At 66.0% G+C, this 14525-nt stretch carries 14 protein-coding genes; 8 read left to right on the plus strand and 6 right to left on the minus strand.

Annotated features, from left to right (window positions below; genetic code table 11):
- Positions 1–44: 44 nt before the first annotated feature.
- From MUN23_RS17105 to MUN23_RS17115, 3 genes are read left to right on the plus strand one after another with little or no spacing between them, the layout of a single operon-like run.
- The gene (locus tag MUN23_RS17105; RefSeq protein ID WP_248759955.1) at positions 45–1046 is read left to right on the plus strand and encodes a metal ABC transporter solute-binding protein, Zn/Mn family; all 1002 of its coding nucleotides are present in this window, start codon (positions 45–47) and stop codon (positions 1044–1046) included.
- Positions 1043–1858, plus strand: a complete 816-nt coding sequence (locus tag MUN23_RS17110) for a metal ABC transporter ATP-binding protein (protein WP_248759956.1) — start codon at positions 1043–1045, stop codon at positions 1856–1858. The genes MUN23_RS17105 and MUN23_RS17110 overlap by 4 nt, the downstream gene beginning before the upstream one ends.
- Positions 1858–2733: a metal ABC transporter permease gene (locus MUN23_RS17115; protein WP_141140992.1), complete on the plus strand. Its 876-nt coding sequence runs from the start codon at positions 1858–1860 to the stop codon at positions 2731–2733. Before MUN23_RS17110 ends, MUN23_RS17115 begins: the two co-directional genes overlap by 1 nt.
- Positions 2734–2777: 44 nt before the next feature.
- On the opposite strand, the gene MUN23_RS17120 is transcribed toward MUN23_RS17115, so the two are convergent.
- Positions 2778–3260: a Fur family transcriptional regulator gene (locus tag MUN23_RS17120; RefSeq protein ID WP_248764121.1), complete on the minus strand. Its 483-nt coding sequence runs from the start codon at positions 3258–3260 to the stop codon at positions 2778–2780.
- 110 nt (positions 3261–3370) lie between these two features.
- On the opposite strand from MUN23_RS17120, the gene MUN23_RS17125 reads away from it, so the two are divergent.
- Positions 3371–4027 (plus strand): MBL fold metallo-hydrolase, encoded by a 657-nt coding sequence (locus MUN23_RS17125; RefSeq protein WP_141140991.1) that lies wholly within the window; start codon positions 3371–3373, stop codon positions 4025–4027.
- Positions 4028–4031: 4 nt separating this feature from the next.
- Here the strand turns inward: MUN23_RS17125 and MUN23_RS17130 are convergent, their stop codons facing one another.
- On the minus strand, positions 4032–5111 hold the full coding sequence (locus MUN23_RS17130) for a PLP-dependent cysteine synthase family protein (protein WP_248759957.1): 1080 nt from the start codon (positions 5109–5111) through the stop codon (positions 4032–4034).
- A 93-nt stretch (positions 5112–5204) separates the two neighbouring features.
- On the opposite strand from MUN23_RS17130, the gene MUN23_RS17135 reads away from it, so the two are divergent.
- The 3 genes from MUN23_RS17135 to MUN23_RS17145 are packed head-to-tail and all read left to right on the plus strand — an operon-like array spanning position 5205 to position 7698.
- On the plus strand, positions 5205–6092 hold the full coding sequence (locus tag MUN23_RS17135; protein WP_248759959.1) for a sulfurtransferase: 888 nt from the start codon (positions 5205–5207) through the stop codon (positions 6090–6092).
- Complete coding sequence (locus MUN23_RS17140; RefSeq protein ID WP_305886568.1) at positions 6089–7273, plus strand: NAD(P)-dependent alcohol dehydrogenase; 1185 nt, start codon at positions 6089–6091, stop codon at positions 7271–7273. The genes MUN23_RS17135 and MUN23_RS17140 overlap by 4 nt, the downstream gene beginning before the upstream one ends.
- Entirely contained in the window at positions 7270–7698 is a 429-nt protein-coding gene (locus MUN23_RS17145) for an HIT family protein (protein WP_248759960.1), read from the plus strand. The genes MUN23_RS17140 and MUN23_RS17145 overlap by 4 nt, the downstream gene beginning before the upstream one ends.
- 48 nt (positions 7699–7746) lie before the next feature.
- Here MUN23_RS17145 and hrpA read toward each other — a convergent pair whose 3' ends face one another.
- Together hrpA and MUN23_RS17155 are read right to left on the minus strand one after the other, a co-directional pair.
- A complete protein-coding gene (gene hrpA / locus MUN23_RS17150; protein WP_248759962.1) occupies positions 7747–11700 on the minus strand; it encodes an ATP-dependent RNA helicase HrpA in 3954 nt (1317 codons plus the stop codon).
- 152 nt (positions 11701–11852) lie between these two features.
- Positions 11853–12020, minus strand: coding sequence for a hypothetical protein (locus MUN23_RS17155; RefSeq protein WP_181037140.1), 168 nt, complete (start codon positions 12018–12020; stop codon positions 11853–11855).
- An 81-nt stretch (positions 12021–12101) separates the two neighbouring features.
- On the opposite strand from MUN23_RS17155, the gene MUN23_RS17160 reads away from it, so the two are divergent.
- A complete protein-coding gene (locus MUN23_RS17160) occupies positions 12102–13070 on the plus strand; it encodes a GlxA family transcriptional regulator (RefSeq protein WP_248759964.1) in 969 nt (322 codons plus the stop codon).
- Between the two features lie 12 nt (positions 13071–13082).
- Here MUN23_RS17160 and MUN23_RS17165 read toward each other — a convergent pair whose 3' ends face one another.
- Together MUN23_RS17165 and MUN23_RS17170 are read right to left on the minus strand one after the other, a co-directional pair.
- Positions 13083–13406, minus strand: coding sequence for a protealysin inhibitor emfourin (locus tag MUN23_RS17165; RefSeq protein ID WP_248759966.1), 324 nt, complete (start codon positions 13404–13406; stop codon positions 13083–13085).
- Positions 13407–13465: 59 nt separating this feature from the next.
- Entirely contained in the window at positions 13466–14524 is a 1059-nt protein-coding gene (locus tag MUN23_RS17170) for a M4 family metallopeptidase (protein ID WP_248759967.1), read from the minus strand.
- Between the last annotated feature and the right edge of the window lies 1 nt (position 14525).

A 14525-nucleotide genomic window follows, 5' to 3' on the forward strand; every position in this document is an offset into this window, starting at 1 on the left:
TTTGGAGACGCAAAAGTCCATCCCTGTACTGAACTGAGGTTTCCGTGCGCCACCCCGCCGCCATCCGAACGTCCCTCGCAGCCCTCGCCGGCGTGAGCCTGCTGCTCACCGCCTGCGGCCCCGGAGGCGGTGCACCGTCGGCGACGTCCGGCCCGGAGTCATCCGCCGGCGTCGTCGAGGTGGTGGCGTCCACCAACGTGTACGGGGACATCGCCGCGATCATCGGCGGGGACAAAGTCAACGTCACCTCCCTCATCACCAAGACCAGCCAGGACCCGCATTCGTACGAGGCCACCGCGCAGGACCGGCTGCTGGTGTCCAAAGCGGAATTGGTGATCGAGAACGGCGGCGGCTACGACGCCTTCCTCCACAAGATGGCCGACGACAGCAACATCCCGCACAGCAATATCGTCACGGCCGTCGAAGTGGCTGGCCTGGCTCCGGAGGAAGGCCACGCCGATTCGTCGTCGTCGGCGGCGAGCGAGTCAGCTGACGGCCACCACCACGAGCACGGTGAGTTCAACGAGCACGCCTGGTACAGCCTGGATGCCATGGGTAAGCTCGCTGATTCACTGGCGGCAAAACTGGGTGAACTCGAACCGGGATCAGCCGCCCTGTTCACTTCCAATGCCGCAACCTTCAAAGCCGGGGTGGACGGCCTGGCCGTCAAGCTCGCCGCACTGAAGGCCAACGGAACAGGCGCAGCCGTGGCCGTGACGGAACCTGTCCCGCTGTACTTGCTCGAGGCAGCCGGGCTGGAGAACAAGACTCCGGCCGACTACACCGCCGCGATCGAGGAAGGCTCGGACGTCCCGCCCGCGGTGCTGAAGGCAGCCACGGACCTGGCGGGATCCAAGGACATCAGGTTCCTGGCCTACAACGCGCAGACAGAGGGACCCCAGACACAGGCGCTGAAAAAGGCAGCCGAAGCAGCCGGCGTTCCCGTCATTGACTTCAGCGAAACCCTGCCCGAAGGCAAGACGTACCTGCAGTGGATGACGGACAATGTTGACAACGTCAGCAAAGTTTTGGAGAAAAATAGTTGAAACCGGTGGTCAGCCTCCGCGGGGCGTCCCTGCAGTTCGGCAAACGCTTGCTCTGGGAGGATCTCGACCTGGACATCAGGCCCGGTGAGTTTTTCGCCGTCCTGGGCCCCAACGGCAGCGGAAAGACCAGTTTCCTCAAAGTTCTCCTGGGCCTGCAGGAACTGCAGTCCGGCCAGGCCACGCTTGGCGACCGTCCCGTGGAGCGGGGCAGCAACCTGATCGGCTACATTCCGCAGCAGAAATCCTTCGCTCCGGACACCCCCATGCGTGCCCGGGACCTGGTGGGGCTCGGCGTGGACGGCCACCGCTGGGGGCTGCGGCTGGGCAAGTCCCGGACAAACCGCAGGATCGATGAGCTCCTGGAACTGGTGGGCGCCAGTGACTACGCCAAAGTCCCCGTGGGCCAGCTCTCCGGCGGTGAGCAGCAGCGCCTCCGGGTGGCCCAGGCGCTGGCCACGGACCCCAAGGTCCTCCTCTGTGACGAACCGTTGCTGTCCCTGGACCTGCACCATCAGCAGGCCGTCAGCGCCCTGATCAACAAGCAGTGCCACGCCCAGAACAGCGCGGTGGTTTTTGTCACCCATGAAATCAACCCCATCATCGACTACGTTGACCGTGTGCTGTACCTGGTCGGCGGGCGGTTCCGCGTGGGGACCCCGGAAGAGGTCATGACCACCGAGGTCCTGTCAGAGCTCTATGGCAGCCACGTGGAAGTCATCCACGCGAACGGGCGCATCGTCGTCATCGGCCTGCCCGACGCGACCACGCACCATCACGCCGATGTCCACGCCACGGTGGGGGAGGTGGCCTGATGGATGCGGACAGCATCATCGGAGCGATTTTCAGCTTCGAGAACTACGGCGAGCTGCTGGTGCTGGTCCAGAACTCCATCTGGGCCGGGGCCGTGTTGGGCCTGCTGGGCGGGCTGGTGGGCACCTTCGTGATGAAACGGGACCTGGCGTTCGCCGTCCACGGCATCTCGGAGCTCTCCTTCGCCGGGGCGGCGTTTGCGCTCCTGATCGGCTCGGACATCGTGTTTGGCTCGCTCATCGGCTCGGTGGCGGCGGCGCTGCTCCTGGGCCTGATGGGCGTCCGGGCCCGGGATAAAAACTCCATCATCGGGGTGATCATGCCCTTCGGCCTGGGGCTCGGAATCCTGTTCCTGTCGCTCTACGAAGGCCGGGCCGCCAACAAATTCGGCCTGCTCACGGGGCAGATCGTGTCCGTGGACACCGTCCAGCTCCAGGTCCTTGCCGGCGCCGCTGTGCTGGTCATTGCAGCCCTGGCAGCCATCTGGCGCCCGCTGAACTTTGCCAGCGTTGATCCCGAACTGGCCGAAGCCCGCGGGGTGCCCGTACGGACGCTCGCGCTGATCTTCATGGTCCTGCTGGGAGTCAGCGTAGCGCTATCCATCCAGGTGGTGGGGGCGCTCCTGGTGCTCGCATTGCTGATCACTCCGGCAGCCGCGGCGCTCCGCGTGACGTCCGCTCCCGTGGCCGTCGTGGCGCTCAGCGTTGTTTTCGCCGTCACGGCCACGGTGGGCGGAATCCTGCTGGCCCTGGGCGGCCGGATCCCCATCAGCCCCTACGTCACCACGCTGTCATTCCTGATCTACGTGGTGTGCCGCGTCGTCGGCAGTGTCCGGGCCAAGAAGGGCATCAACGGCCGGCTGGTGCACGCCCGCTGAAACGGGCACACGCCGGATGCTTCCGGTTGCGGCGGCGCAGGCCGTCAGAGCTTGCCGGCGGCCCTAAGGGCTGTGCACTCCGGGCACAGGCCGAAGATCTCCACGGTGTGCGCCACCTCGGTATAGCCGTGTTCGGTGGCGATCCTGGCGGCCCAGGTTTCCACCGCCGGGGCCTCGACTTCCACGGCCTTCCCGCAGTTGCGGCACAGCAGATGGTGATGGTGCCCGGTCACGGCACAGCGCCGGTAAACGGCTTCGCCCTCACCGTTACGCAGCACGTCCACGAGGCCGTCGTCGGCGAGGGACTGCAGGATCCGGTACGCCGTTGCCAGGGAAACTGAGACGCCCTTGTTCTGCAGGATGCGGTACAGCTCCTGCGTGCTGACGAAGTCATCCAGCTCGTCCAGGGCAGCGCTGACTGCCACACGCTGCTTGGTGACGCGCTGCTCCTTGCCAGGCACACTGGCGGTGCCTGCGCCGGATGCAGCGGTCGACGGCGTGGCGTCAGCTTTGGTGCCGAACGGCATGAAGGTACTCGCTTCCCTGAGGGACGGTGGCAATCATCAAGATTACCAGCCGCGGCTGAACAGCCGGACGCCCCTTGGACAGGCTTGGGGCCGGACCCTAGGCTGGCGCTATGAAGCTGACAAAATACACCCACGCGTGCGTCCGGCTTGAGAAGGACGGCGGGGTGCTGGTGCTGGATCCGGGAACATTCTCCGAGACGGCCGAAGCCCTGGCCGGGGCGCAGGCCGTGCTCATCACGCACGAGCACGCCGACCATGTGGATGTGCCGGCCATGGTCAACGCACTGCGCCGCTCTGACGTCCTGGCGGTCTTCGCGCCGGCCGGAGTGGCCGCCCATCTGCGGGAGGAGGCGCCGCAGGCCGCAGTGCGGATCCACACCGTTGAACCCGGTTCCAGTTTTGACGCGGCCGGCTTCAACGTGCGCAGCTTCGGCGGACAGCACGCACTGATCCACCCGCAGGTTCCCATCGTGGCCAACATCGGCTACCTGGTGGACGGCAACGTCTACCACCCGGGGGACTCGTTCATCATCCCGGACGGTCTCAGCGTGCAGACACTGCTGGTTCCGCTCCACGCGCCGTGGAGCAAGGTCAGCGAGGTGGTGGATTTTGTCATTGCCGTCCGGGCCCCGCGTGCGTTCCAGATCCACGACGGGCTGCTCAACGAAACGGGCCTGAAGGTCGCAGAATCCCATGTTGCCCGGCTGGGCCGGAAATACGGCACCGAGTACACCCGCCTTGCCCCGCGGGAGTCAGTGGAGGTCTGACCGGCTACGCGTTCCAGACGCCGGTCTCGAAAAACCGGCGGATGACTTCCTCATACGGCTCGGGGTCCAGGCCCTGCCCTGACAGCCACGCGGGATTGTAGTAGTTGCCCGCATAGCGGTCGCCGCCGTCGCACATCAACGACACAATGCTGCCGCGCTGTCCCTTGGCCACCATTTCCGCCACAAGCTGCCAGACACCCCACAGGTTGGTGCCCGTGGACGGTCCGGCATGCAGGTCGGCGACCGTGCGCAGGTGCCGCATGGCTGCGATGGAGGCGGCATCGGGAACCTGGATCATGTGGTCGATGACGGCGGGCACAAAGCTCGGTTCCATCCGCGGCCGGCCGATGCCTTCGATCCGGGACGGCAGGCCGGTGCTGGCCTCACCCGCACCGCTCAGCCAGCCGGGGTAAAACGCGGAATTCTCCGGGTCTACAACCGCAAGGCGCGTGTCGTGGCCGCGGTAGCGCAGGTAGCGGCCAATGGTCGCACTCGTGCCTCCGGTCCCGGCACCGACCACGATCCAGCGGGGGACGGGGTGTTCCTCCAGCGCCAGCTGCCCGAAGATGGACTCCGCGATGTTGTTGTTGCCACGCCAGTCCGTGGCCCGCTCCGCGTAGGTGAACTGGTCCATGTAGTGGCCGTTGGACGTGGCGGCGACGTCCGCCGCCGCAGCATAAACCTCTGAGGCGTGGTCAACCAACAGGCACGAGCCGCCGAACTGTTCGATCAGCGCGATCTTCTCCGGGCTCGTCGTGCGGGTCATGACCGCTACGAACGGCAGGCCCAGGAGCTGCGCGAAATATGCCTCCGAAACAGCGGTGCTGCCGCTGGACGCCTCCACGATGGTGGTACCTTCGCGGATCCAGCCGTTGACCAGGCCGAAGAGGAACAGCGAGCGGGCCAGCCGGTGCTTGAGGCTCCCCGAACGGTGCGTGGATTCGTCCTTGAGGTAAAGCTGGACGCCCCAGTGCTCCGGGAGCGGCACCGAGTAGAGATGGGTATCGGCGGACCGGTTGTTTTCTGCATTGACTTTTCTGATGGCCTCGTCAGCCCAGGCCCGGTCCGCGCTCGCGTTCTTCACCGGATCAGCTTACCGGTGGCGCTCCCCGCCAGCCGTTCTGCCGCAGCTAGAGTTGGATCAGCGACTGCACACCCCACAATTGCAAGGAGAACGATGGGTCCACTGATGGCTGTCCCGGCTTTGGCGGCGCGTTTCGACGCCGGCCAGCGAACCGTGGTGCTGGACGTCCGCTGGGCGCTGGGGGACCCGCACGGCCGGGAACACTACCTTGAGGGGCACCTCCCGGGGGCAGTTTTTGTGGACCTCGCCACCGAGTTGGCGACGCCGGCCACCCCAGCCCGCGGCAGGCACCCGCTGCCCACCGACGCGGAATTCCAGGAAACTGCCAGGTGCTGGGGGATCAACAACGGCGACGTTGTGGTGGCCTATGACAACAGCGGCAACATGGCTGCCGCCCGGCTCTGGTGGATGCTCCGCAACGCCGGGCTACAGGACGTGTACCTGCTCGACGGCGGACTGGCCGCCTGGCGGGACGCCGGACTGCCGCTGGACACCGGACCCGTGGACGCCGCCGTCGGGCGTGTTTCCTTTGACGTTTCCCCTGCCGGAGGCAGGATGCCCAGCATCGACGCGGCCGGAGCGGCGGACTGGCCGGCAACCGGCGTCCTCCTGGACGCCCGGGCCGGCGAAAGATACCGGGGCGAATTTGAACCCGTCGATCCCCGCGCCGGCCACATTCCGGGCGCCCGGAGCGCACCCACAACGGAGAACATGGACGGGGCCGGGCATTTCCTGCCGGTGGACCTGCTGCGGCGCCGGTTCGAGGACCTCGGCGTCCGTGGCGACGTCCCGGTGGCCGTGTACTGCGGCTCGGGCGTGACCGCCGCCCATGAGGTGGCCGCCCTTGAAATCGCCGGATTCCGGGCCGCCCTCTATCCTGGATCCTTCTCGGAATGGTCGAACAATCCGGCCCTGCCGGTGGCGACGGGCAGCCAGCCGAATGGCCATGCGGCGGCCCGCGGGGGTAGCGTCGAAGGATGACCCCAGGACGCCCCGTACCGCCGCCCCTTGCCCGCCCCGTATTGCCGAACGACGATGCTGTTGCTGCTCATCCTGCTGCGGACCTGGACACCGTTCCCCGCACCGGCGTGCTGGCAGCCGCCTATGGCGCGGCTTCCGCCGACAGCGGCCTGGCACCCCTGACGCTGGCCCGGCGTGCCCCCAAAGAAGATGACGTCGAGATCGCCATCGAATTCTGCGGCCTCTGCCACTCGGACGTGCACGCCACGCGAGGCGAATGGGGCAGCCAGAAATATCCCCTGGTCCCTGGCCACGAGATCGTCGGAACCGTCAGCCGCGTCGGCTCGGCCGTGACTGACTTCATCCCGGGGGACCGCGTGGGCGTCGGATGCATGGTTGATTCCTGCCGCGAATGCGAGAGCTGCCTGGACGGCCTGGAACAGTACTGCGAAAACGGGCTGATCGGGACGTACGGCGCCAAGGATCCGCGCAACGGCGATGCCATCACCCAGGGCGGTTACTCGTCCGCCGTGGTGGTGGACCGGCGCTACGTGGTCCGAGTGCCCGGCAACCTGGACCCGGCCGCCGTCGCCCCCTTGCTCTGCGCAGGCGTCACCACGTTCTCTCCCTTGCGGCACTTCGACGTGGAGGAAGGCGACGTGGTGGGCGTGGTGGGGCTCGGCGGGCTCGGACACATGGCCGTGAAGCTCGCCAAGGCCATGGGGGCGCGGGTGGTGGTCTTCACCACCTCCGAAGCCAAGGTGCCGGCCGCACTGGAACTCGGAGCGGACGACGTGATCCTGTCCCGGGACAAGGATGCCATGGCCGCCGCGGACCGCACCATCGACCTCATCATCGACACCGTGGCCGCTCCGCACGACCTGAACCCGTTCTTCCGCACCCTGCGCGTGGACGGTGCCCTGTTCCAGCTGGGCCTGCCATCCGACGCCATGCCGCCGGTGAATCCGGGGGCCCTTATCCGGCGGCGGATCGCGTACGCTGGCTCGCTGATCGGCGGCATCGCCGAAACTCAGGAGATGCTCGACTTCTGCGCGGAGCATGGAGTAGTGGCGGATATCGAACTGGTGCGCGCAGACCAGCTGAATGAGGCCTACGACCGCATGGTGGCAGGCGACGTGAAGTACCGGTTTGTGCTGGACGCCAGCACCCTGCAGGCTCCGGCCGAGAAGGCAGACGCATGAGCACCCTGTTCACCAAAATCATCAATGGCGAGATCCCCGGACGCTTCGTCTGGCGGGAAGCTGACGTTGCGGCCTTCCTGACCACGGGTCCCCTGGCCGACGGGCACACCCTGGTGGTCCCCACCGAGGAGGTGGACCGCTGGACGGATGCGTCCCCGGAAACCCTCGCGAAGGTGATGGAAGTGGCCCGCCGGATCGGTGCGGTGCAGCTGGACGTCTTCCCCGCCGAGCGGGCGGGGCTGATTGTGGCCGGGTACGAGATCAACCACCTGCACGTCCACGTGTGGCCGTCCAGGACCATGGCTGATTTCGATTTCGCCTCGGCCAACCAGAACCCGGATCCCGCGGTGCTGGACGCGAACGCCGAAAAGCTGCGCGCCGGGCTTCGGGCCGCCGGCTACGCGGAGTTCGTTCCCGCCAGCTGAGCCTGACGCTCGCGCCGGTTTGGCCCGTCCAGGACTTTGCTGGCGGGCCTAGGCCGGCGCGAGCGCCTTGTTCAGGACAGCCCGGATCCGCTTTTCGGAGACGGAATAGGCCGTTCCGAGTTCGACGGCGAAGAGGCTCACCCGCAGCTCTTCGATCATCCAGCGGACCTGGATCAGTTCGGCACCCGCCCGGCGCCCGGGCAGCAGGGCCGACACGGCGTCGTCGTAATCGTCTTCCAGCCGCTGGACCGCGGCCATGCTCAGCCCATCCCGCTGGACGTTGCCAGGGAGCTTTTCGAGGCGTTTCTCGATGGCGGCAAGGTAGCGCGGGAGCTGGCTCAGCTGCTTGTAGCCGGTGCGGGCCACAAATCCCGGGAACACGAGCTGCTCGAGCTGACTCCTGACATCGTTCAGGGCGCTGATGAGCGCCAGGCTGGTGGTGCCCTTCAGCTGTTTCTCAATCCGCCGGGTGCTGGCCAGGACGCGCTCCACCACGGCCGTCACACTGAAGACGGTATCGATGAGTTCCGCCCGGACCTGCTCGTAGAGGGCGTCGAAGGACGCGCGGTCCCACGGGAGTTCCGCCGGGGTCAGTTTGTCCACGGCGGCCAGGGCACAATCGGCAATGAGGGCCGACACTGAACCGTGCGGATTCTGGCTGAACGTCAACTTTTCGGTGTTGTTGAGGTGCTCCAGGACGTAGCGGTCCGGTGCCGGCACCCTCAGGGCGAGGAGCCGGATCACACCGCCGCGCATGGCCTCGAGCTGCTCCGACGAGGTCTGGAAGACGCGCAGCGCCACGGATGTTCCTTCATCCACCAAAGCTGGATAGCCGGTGACCATGTGGCCGTTGACGGTGTTGCTGACCTGCCGCTGGACCGTGCCGAAGGCCCACTCGGTCAGGCCGGTCTGTTCCTGGAAGCCTGTGCCGCTGCCCGCTGAATTGCCGCCCGCCGATGACGCGGGTACGTTCCCGCCGGACTTTCCGGGTGACTTCGAATTTCCCCGAGACTGCGGCGCGGTGGTTCCGGGTGTCGCCCCCAGGGATTCCGCAATGGCGCGGCGTGTTGCCGGGGCCAGCCGCTCCTGCAGGGCTGCGAGGTCCTTGCCCTCATCCAGCGCCTTGCCCTGGGTATCGACAACCTTGAAGCTCACCCGCAGGTGGGACGGCACAGCGTCCCAGTTCCAGGAACCGGGCGGGATGACGTGGCCGCGGATCCGGCGCAGGGCCAGCTCCAGTGAAGCTTCCAGCTCATCATTCGCCGGATCGAAGTCCGATTCCAGGGCAGCAACGGCTTGCCGGGCCACATCCGGGGCGGGGACAAAGTTCTTGCGGACCTGCTTGGGGAGTGACTTGATCAGGGCAGCCACGAGTTCCGCGCGCTGGCCGGGGATCAGCCAGCGGAAGGCGGCATCATCGAGCTGGTTCAGGAAGAGCACCGGGACTTCGGCTGTGACGCCGTCGGACGGGTTGGGGGGAGATCCGGGCGCCACCGGGTGGAACTCGTAGCTGAGCGGCAGCTCGAAGCCCTTGTGCAGCAGCGTCTTCGGATAGGCGGCTTCGTCCAGGCCATCGGCGTCGTTGTTGAGCAGCAGCGACTTGTCGTAGTCCAGAAGGTCCGGGCTCTGCTGCCGGGCCTCCTTCCACCATTTGTCGAAGTGCCGTTCGGACACAACATCGCGGCCGATCCTGGCGTCGTAGAACTCAAACAGCGTTTCGTCGTCCACCAGCAGGTCGCGGCGGCGCATCCTGGCCTCGAGCTCCTCCACTTCAAGGAGGAGGGCGCGGTTGCGGTGGAAGAACTTATGGTGCGTTTTCCAGTCGCCTTCCACCAGGGCGTGCCGGATGAACAGCTCGCGGGCCAGCACAGGATCCACTCGGCTGTAGTTGACGCGGCGCTGCGGGATGATGGGCACGCCGTACAGGGTGACCTTCTCGTAGGCCATGACTGCGCCCATTTTGGTGGACCAGTGCGGCTCGCTGTAGCTGCGCTTAACGAGGTCCGGCGCCACCTGTTCTGCCCAGACGGGATCGAATTTGGCTGCGACCCTGGCCCAGAGGCGGCTGGTCTCCACGAGTTCGGCAGCCATCACAAACGTGGGGGACTTCTTGAAGAGCGACGAGCCGGGGAAGATTGCGAAGCGGCTGCCGCGGGCACCGGCGTATTCGCGCTTGCGCTCGTCCAGGATGCCGATGTGGCTGAGGAGGCCCGACAGCAGGCTCACGTGGATGCCCTCGTGGTTGCCCACGGGATCGGCCAGGCGCTTGTTGTCCAGGCTGATCCCGAGCGGGCGGGCCATCTGGCGGAGCTGGGCGAAGAGATCCTGCCATTCCCTGACCCGAAGGTAGTTGATGAACTCGGTCCGGCACAGGCGGCGGAACTGGGTGGACGAGAGTTCCTGCTGTTTCTCCTGCAGGTAGTTCCACAGGTTCAGGAAGCCAGTGAAGTCAGAGTTTTCGTCACGGAAGCGGGCATGCTTCTCGGCGGCGAGCTGCTGCTTGTCCGTTGGACGTTCGCGCGGGTCCTGGATGGTCAGTGCCGCGGCCAGGATCATTACCTCGCGGACGCAGCCGCGCTTGCCGGCCTCCACAATCATCCTGCCGAGGCGGGGATCCACCGGCAGCTGGGCAAGCTGCTGTCCGACGGCGGTCAGCCCGCCGCTCTTGGCGTCACCTGGTCTAACGGCATTCAAGGCGCCGAGCTCGCGCAGGAGCGTCACGCCGTCGTTGATTGCCCGCGAGTCCGGCGGCTCGACAAACGGGAAGTTCTCCACGTCCTTGGGCCCGCGGGCCACACCCATGGCGGTCATCTGCAGGATGACTGCCGCCAGGTTGGTGCGCAGGATTTCCGGATCCGTGAACAGCGGCCGGGACTCGAAGTCCTCTTCTGAATAGAGCCGGATGGCGATGCCGTCCGACACGCGGCCGCACCGGCCGGAGCGCTGGTTCGCCGAAGCCTGCGACACACGCTCGATGGGCAGCCGCTGGACCTTGGTGCGGTGCGAGTAGCGGGAGATGCGGGCCGTGCCGGTGTCGATGACGTACTTGATGCCGGGGACCGTCAGGGACGTTTCGGCCACGTTGGTGGCCAGCACAATCCGGCGGTTCTTGCCGGGGTGGAACACCTTGTGCTGTTCCTGCAGGCTCAGGCGGGCGAACAGGGGGAGCACCTCGGTGCCAGCCAGGCGCCGGTTGGACTGGATCCTGGCGTTGAGTGCCTCTGCTGCGTCGCGGATTTCGCGCTCGCCGGAGAAAAAGACCAGGATGTCGCCGGGGGCCTCGGTGGCGAGTTCGTCCACGGCGTCGCAGACTGCGTCGAGCGGATCGCGGTCCTCTTCGAGTTCGTCGTCGGAGGCGTCTGCATCTTCGCCATCGGCGGGTCCGCCGGCTGGCTGGGACAGCGGCCTGTACCGGATCTCCACCGGGAACGTGCGCCCGGACACCTCGATGATGGGGGAGGGCTCGTCGTCGGACCCGAAGTGTTTGGCGAACCGCTCCGGATCGATCGTGGCCGAGGTGATGATGATTTTCAGGTCCGGCCGCTGCGGCAGGATGCGCTTGAGGTAGCCCAGGATGAAGTCGATATTGAGGCTGCGCTCGTGCGCTTCATCAATGATGATGGCGTTGTATTTGCGCAGCAGCTTGTCCCGCTGGATCTCGGCGAGCAGGATGCCGTCGGTCATGAGCTTGACCTTGGTGGCGCGGCTGACTTCGCCCGTGAACCGCACCTGGAAGCCGACTTCCTGGCCGATCTCCACACCGAGTTCCTCGGCGATGCGCTCAGCGACGGTGCGGGCTGCGAGCCGCCGCGGCTGGGTGTGCCCGATCAGGCCGTTGTCGCCCAGGCCCAGCTCGAGGCACATTTTGGGGATCTGGGTGGTCTTGCCGGAGCCGGTCTCGCCGGCGATGATGGTCACCTGGTTCGCTGCAATGGCAGCCTTCAGGTCCTCGCGGCGCTCGGAAACGGGCAGCTCAGCAGGGTAGGAGATATGAAATGTCATGGCTGCAGCCAGTCTACTGGGGCGGGGCGTGATTCCCGTGCTTGCTGCTGGCAACCCGAGACCAGACATGAAAAGGGACCCGGCTCTTTATGAGCCGGGTCCTTTTTGTGTGTTGGTGGGTTGGTAATGGCGGGTTGAGGCATGCTTTCTGGTTAGAAAATGCGCAGGGTGTAGTTGACGCTGGGCAGGTCCAGTGCGGACCAGGGCTGGTCGGAGGTGATGGGCGGGGTGTGGCCGCGGCCATCACGCAGGAGCGCTGAGACGGTGGCGGCGAGAACAACGAGGAGCAGGACCACTAGGGCGATTCCGAAGATTTCCATGACTCAATGCTGCTCCCATGCGCGGTGAAGAAACAGTGGCAGAAATGCCCAAAAAGCTCTAATTTCTGCCATAATGGAAGCATGCTCAAATCAGTGGCAGTCATCGTAGTTCCCAACTTCTCTGTCTTCGAGTTCGCCACCGCCTGCGAGGTTTTTGGCATCGACAGATCAGGACGCAGCAGCAACGTCCCCGCTTTCGACTTCCGGGTCTGCACACCCGAACCGGGTAACGTCCGGATGAAGTCGGGACTCTCCCTGAATGTTTCGCTGGGATTGGAGGCAACGGCGGACGCGGACCTCGTGATCATGACCCCCTTCGGACGCGACGACGACGTTCCGGAATCCGTGCTGGAGGCATTGCGCGCCGCGCACGCCCGTGGAGCCTGGGTGATGTCCATCTGTTCCGGAGCCTTTGCCCTGGCCCGCGCCGGACTGCTGAACGGGCGGCGTTGCACCACGCACTGGCACTATTCCCACGAACTCGCAAACCGGTACCCGGAAGTGCAGGTCGATGAAAACGTGCTCTATGTGCAGGACGGCAACCTGATCACCAGCGCCGGAACAGCGGCAGGAATTGATGCCTGCCTCCATCTGGTGCGCGTTGAGCTGGGCGCCAATGTGGCAGCCGCCATTGCCCGGGACATGGTGGTGCCGCCGCACCGCGACGGCGGCCAGGCTCAGTTCATCGACCGGCCCGTGCCTGCCTGTGGATCGGCACCGATGGAAGAGTTGCTGCGCTGGATGGTGCAGAACCTGGAGCAGGAGCACACGGTCGTGGAGTTGGCGTCCCGCGTCCACATGTCAGCCAGGACCTTCGCCCGCCGCTTCCGGTCCGAAACCGGGGCCACACCCGCTGCCTGGCTGAACTCGCAGCGGGTCCTCCGGGCGCAGGAGCTGTTGGAATCCACTGACCTGAACATCGACGAAATTGCCCGGGAATCCGGCTTTGGCCACCCCGTCCTGCTCCGGCATCACTTTGCCAAGGTGCTGGACACCAGCCCGCAGTCCTACCGCCGGGCGTTCCGGGGGCAACTGGTAACAGCAGGCTGACTGGAGACGCAGCTAAGCCTGCACAGGACCCCGCCGGTCGGGGTTGTCCTCGGCTGCCGCCCGGGTGGTGTCCACCAGCACACGCCAGGGTCCTGTGACAGCCTGCTCCGGCAGCGCCGCCCGCCGCTGGCCGGCCCGGATCGAATAGATAAATCGGTCCGGCTGGTTGTCCTGCACCTCCGCGGCTGCGGCCCGGACGGTCTTGGGTACAGCGTCCCAAGGGCATGCTTCCACAATGGGTTGCCACTGGCTTTTGGCGCTCGCGGTCTGGGCATGCACTGTCCATACGCGGGTCAGGGCTGCAATGCCGCCGCTGCGCTCCACACTGATCTTCATGGCCTGGTCCTGGGCTTTCCTGCAGCCTGGCCGCCGGCTCGCGGCGGGCAGGCGTTCAACTAAAGCTTGACCTTCACAGTTTCCCACGCCTGCCGCACGGCGTCATGCTCCGGCGAATCGGTGCCGTACAGGTCGACGGCGGATGCCGCCGTCGACCTCGCGAAGACGCGGAAGGTGGCGGTGGCAGGCAGCGAGCCACCCGTCAGTGCGTCGTACCAGATCCGTCCCGGCGCCTCCCAGGCATTGCCGCCCAGGGTCTCCGCCGTGAGGTAGAAGGCCCTGTTGGGGATCCCGGAGTTGATGTGGACGCCGCCGTTGTCCGCGCTGGTCCGCACGTACGAGTCCATCGAATCCGGCTGGGGGTCCTTACCCAGCACGTCGTCGTCGTACGCTGTGCCCGGGGCCTTCAGGGATCGGAGAGCCGAACCCTGAACCTGGGGCGTGAAAAGTCCTTCGCCGATCAGCCAGCTGGCGTCGGTTACGGACTGGCTGTTCAGGTACTGCTCCACGAGCGCGCCGAAAACGTCGGACATGGATTCGTTGATGGCACCTGCCTGGTTGCGGTAAGCCAGCCCCGCCGAGTACTGCGTGACGCCGTGCGTGAGTTCGTGCCCGATGACGCTCAACGACCGCGTAAATCGTTCGAAGACTTCGCCGTCGCCGTCGCCGAAGACCATCTGGCGGCCGTCCCAGAACGCATTGTCGTAGAGCTTGCCAAAGTGCACCGTGGCATCGAGCGGCAGGCCTTCGCCGTCGATGGAGTTACGGCCGAAGATGTCGGCGAACAGGCGATGGGTGTGCCCAAGGCCGTCGTACGCCTCATCAGCGGACTGATCGCCGGACGCCGGTTCGCTTTCCTTGCGTACGAGCTTTCCGGGCAGGTTCTCGGATCCGCCGGCATCGTAGATGCTCCTGTTGGGCGGGCCCGGACGGACGTCGCGCAGTGCAGGGGGAGCGGCCGGAGCCGGCTGGGTGCGGGCTGACTGGACTGACCGGACGTGGCTTAGTGCTTCCTTGGCGGCCCGCGCGGCGGCAGAAAACCGAGGCTCGTCCAGGCGGGCCAACCGCCGCAGTATGTAAGGCGGAATGATGGAACAGAATGTAGCTGGAACGTGCATG

Source organism: Pseudarthrobacter sp. SSS035 (assembly GCF_023273875.1).
Classification (GTDB): domain Bacteria; phylum Actinomycetota; class Actinomycetes; order Actinomycetales; family Micrococcaceae; genus Arthrobacter.

Excerpts from the sequence above, each read along its gene's own strand:
- hrpA (WP_248759962.1), bottom strand. The coding sequence starts at position 11,700 with ATGACATTTCATATCTCCTACCCTGCTGAGCTGCCCGTTTCCGAGCGC.
- MUN23_RS17125 (WP_141140991.1), top strand. The coding sequence starts at position 3,371 with ATGAAGCTGACAAAATACACCCACGCGTGCGTCCGGCTTGAGAAGGAC.
- MUN23_RS17140 (WP_305886568.1), top strand. The coding sequence starts at position 6,089 with ATGACCCCAGGACGCCCCGTACCGCCGCCCCTTGCCCGCCCCGTATTG.
- MUN23_RS17135 (WP_248759959.1), top strand. The coding sequence starts at position 5,205 with ATGGGTCCACTGATGGCTGTCCCGGCTTTGGCGGCGCGTTTCGACGCC.
- MUN23_RS17145 (WP_248759960.1), top strand. The coding sequence starts at position 7,270 with ATGAGCACCCTGTTCACCAAAATCATCAATGGCGAGATCCCCGGACGC.
- MUN23_RS17160 (WP_248759964.1), top strand. The coding sequence starts at position 12,102 with ATGCTCAAATCAGTGGCAGTCATCGTAGTTCCCAACTTCTCTGTCTTC.
- MUN23_RS17120 (WP_248764121.1), bottom strand. The coding sequence starts at position 3,260 with ATGCCGTTCGGCACCAAAGCTGACGCCACGCCGTCGACCGCTGCATCC.
- MUN23_RS17170 (WP_248759967.1), bottom strand. The coding sequence starts at position 14,524 with ATGCACGTTCCAGCTACATTCTGTTCCATCATTCCGCCTTACATACTG.
- MUN23_RS17165 (WP_248759966.1), bottom strand. The coding sequence starts at position 13,406 with ATGAAGATCAGTGTGGAGCGCAGCGGCGGCATTGCAGCCCTGACCCGC.
- MUN23_RS17115 (WP_141140992.1), top strand. The coding sequence starts at position 1,858 with ATGGATGCGGACAGCATCATCGGAGCGATTTTCAGCTTCGAGAACTAC.
- MUN23_RS17155 (WP_181037140.1), bottom strand. The coding sequence starts at position 12,020 with ATGGAAATCTTCGGAATCGCCCTAGTGGTCCTGCTCCTCGTTGTTCTC.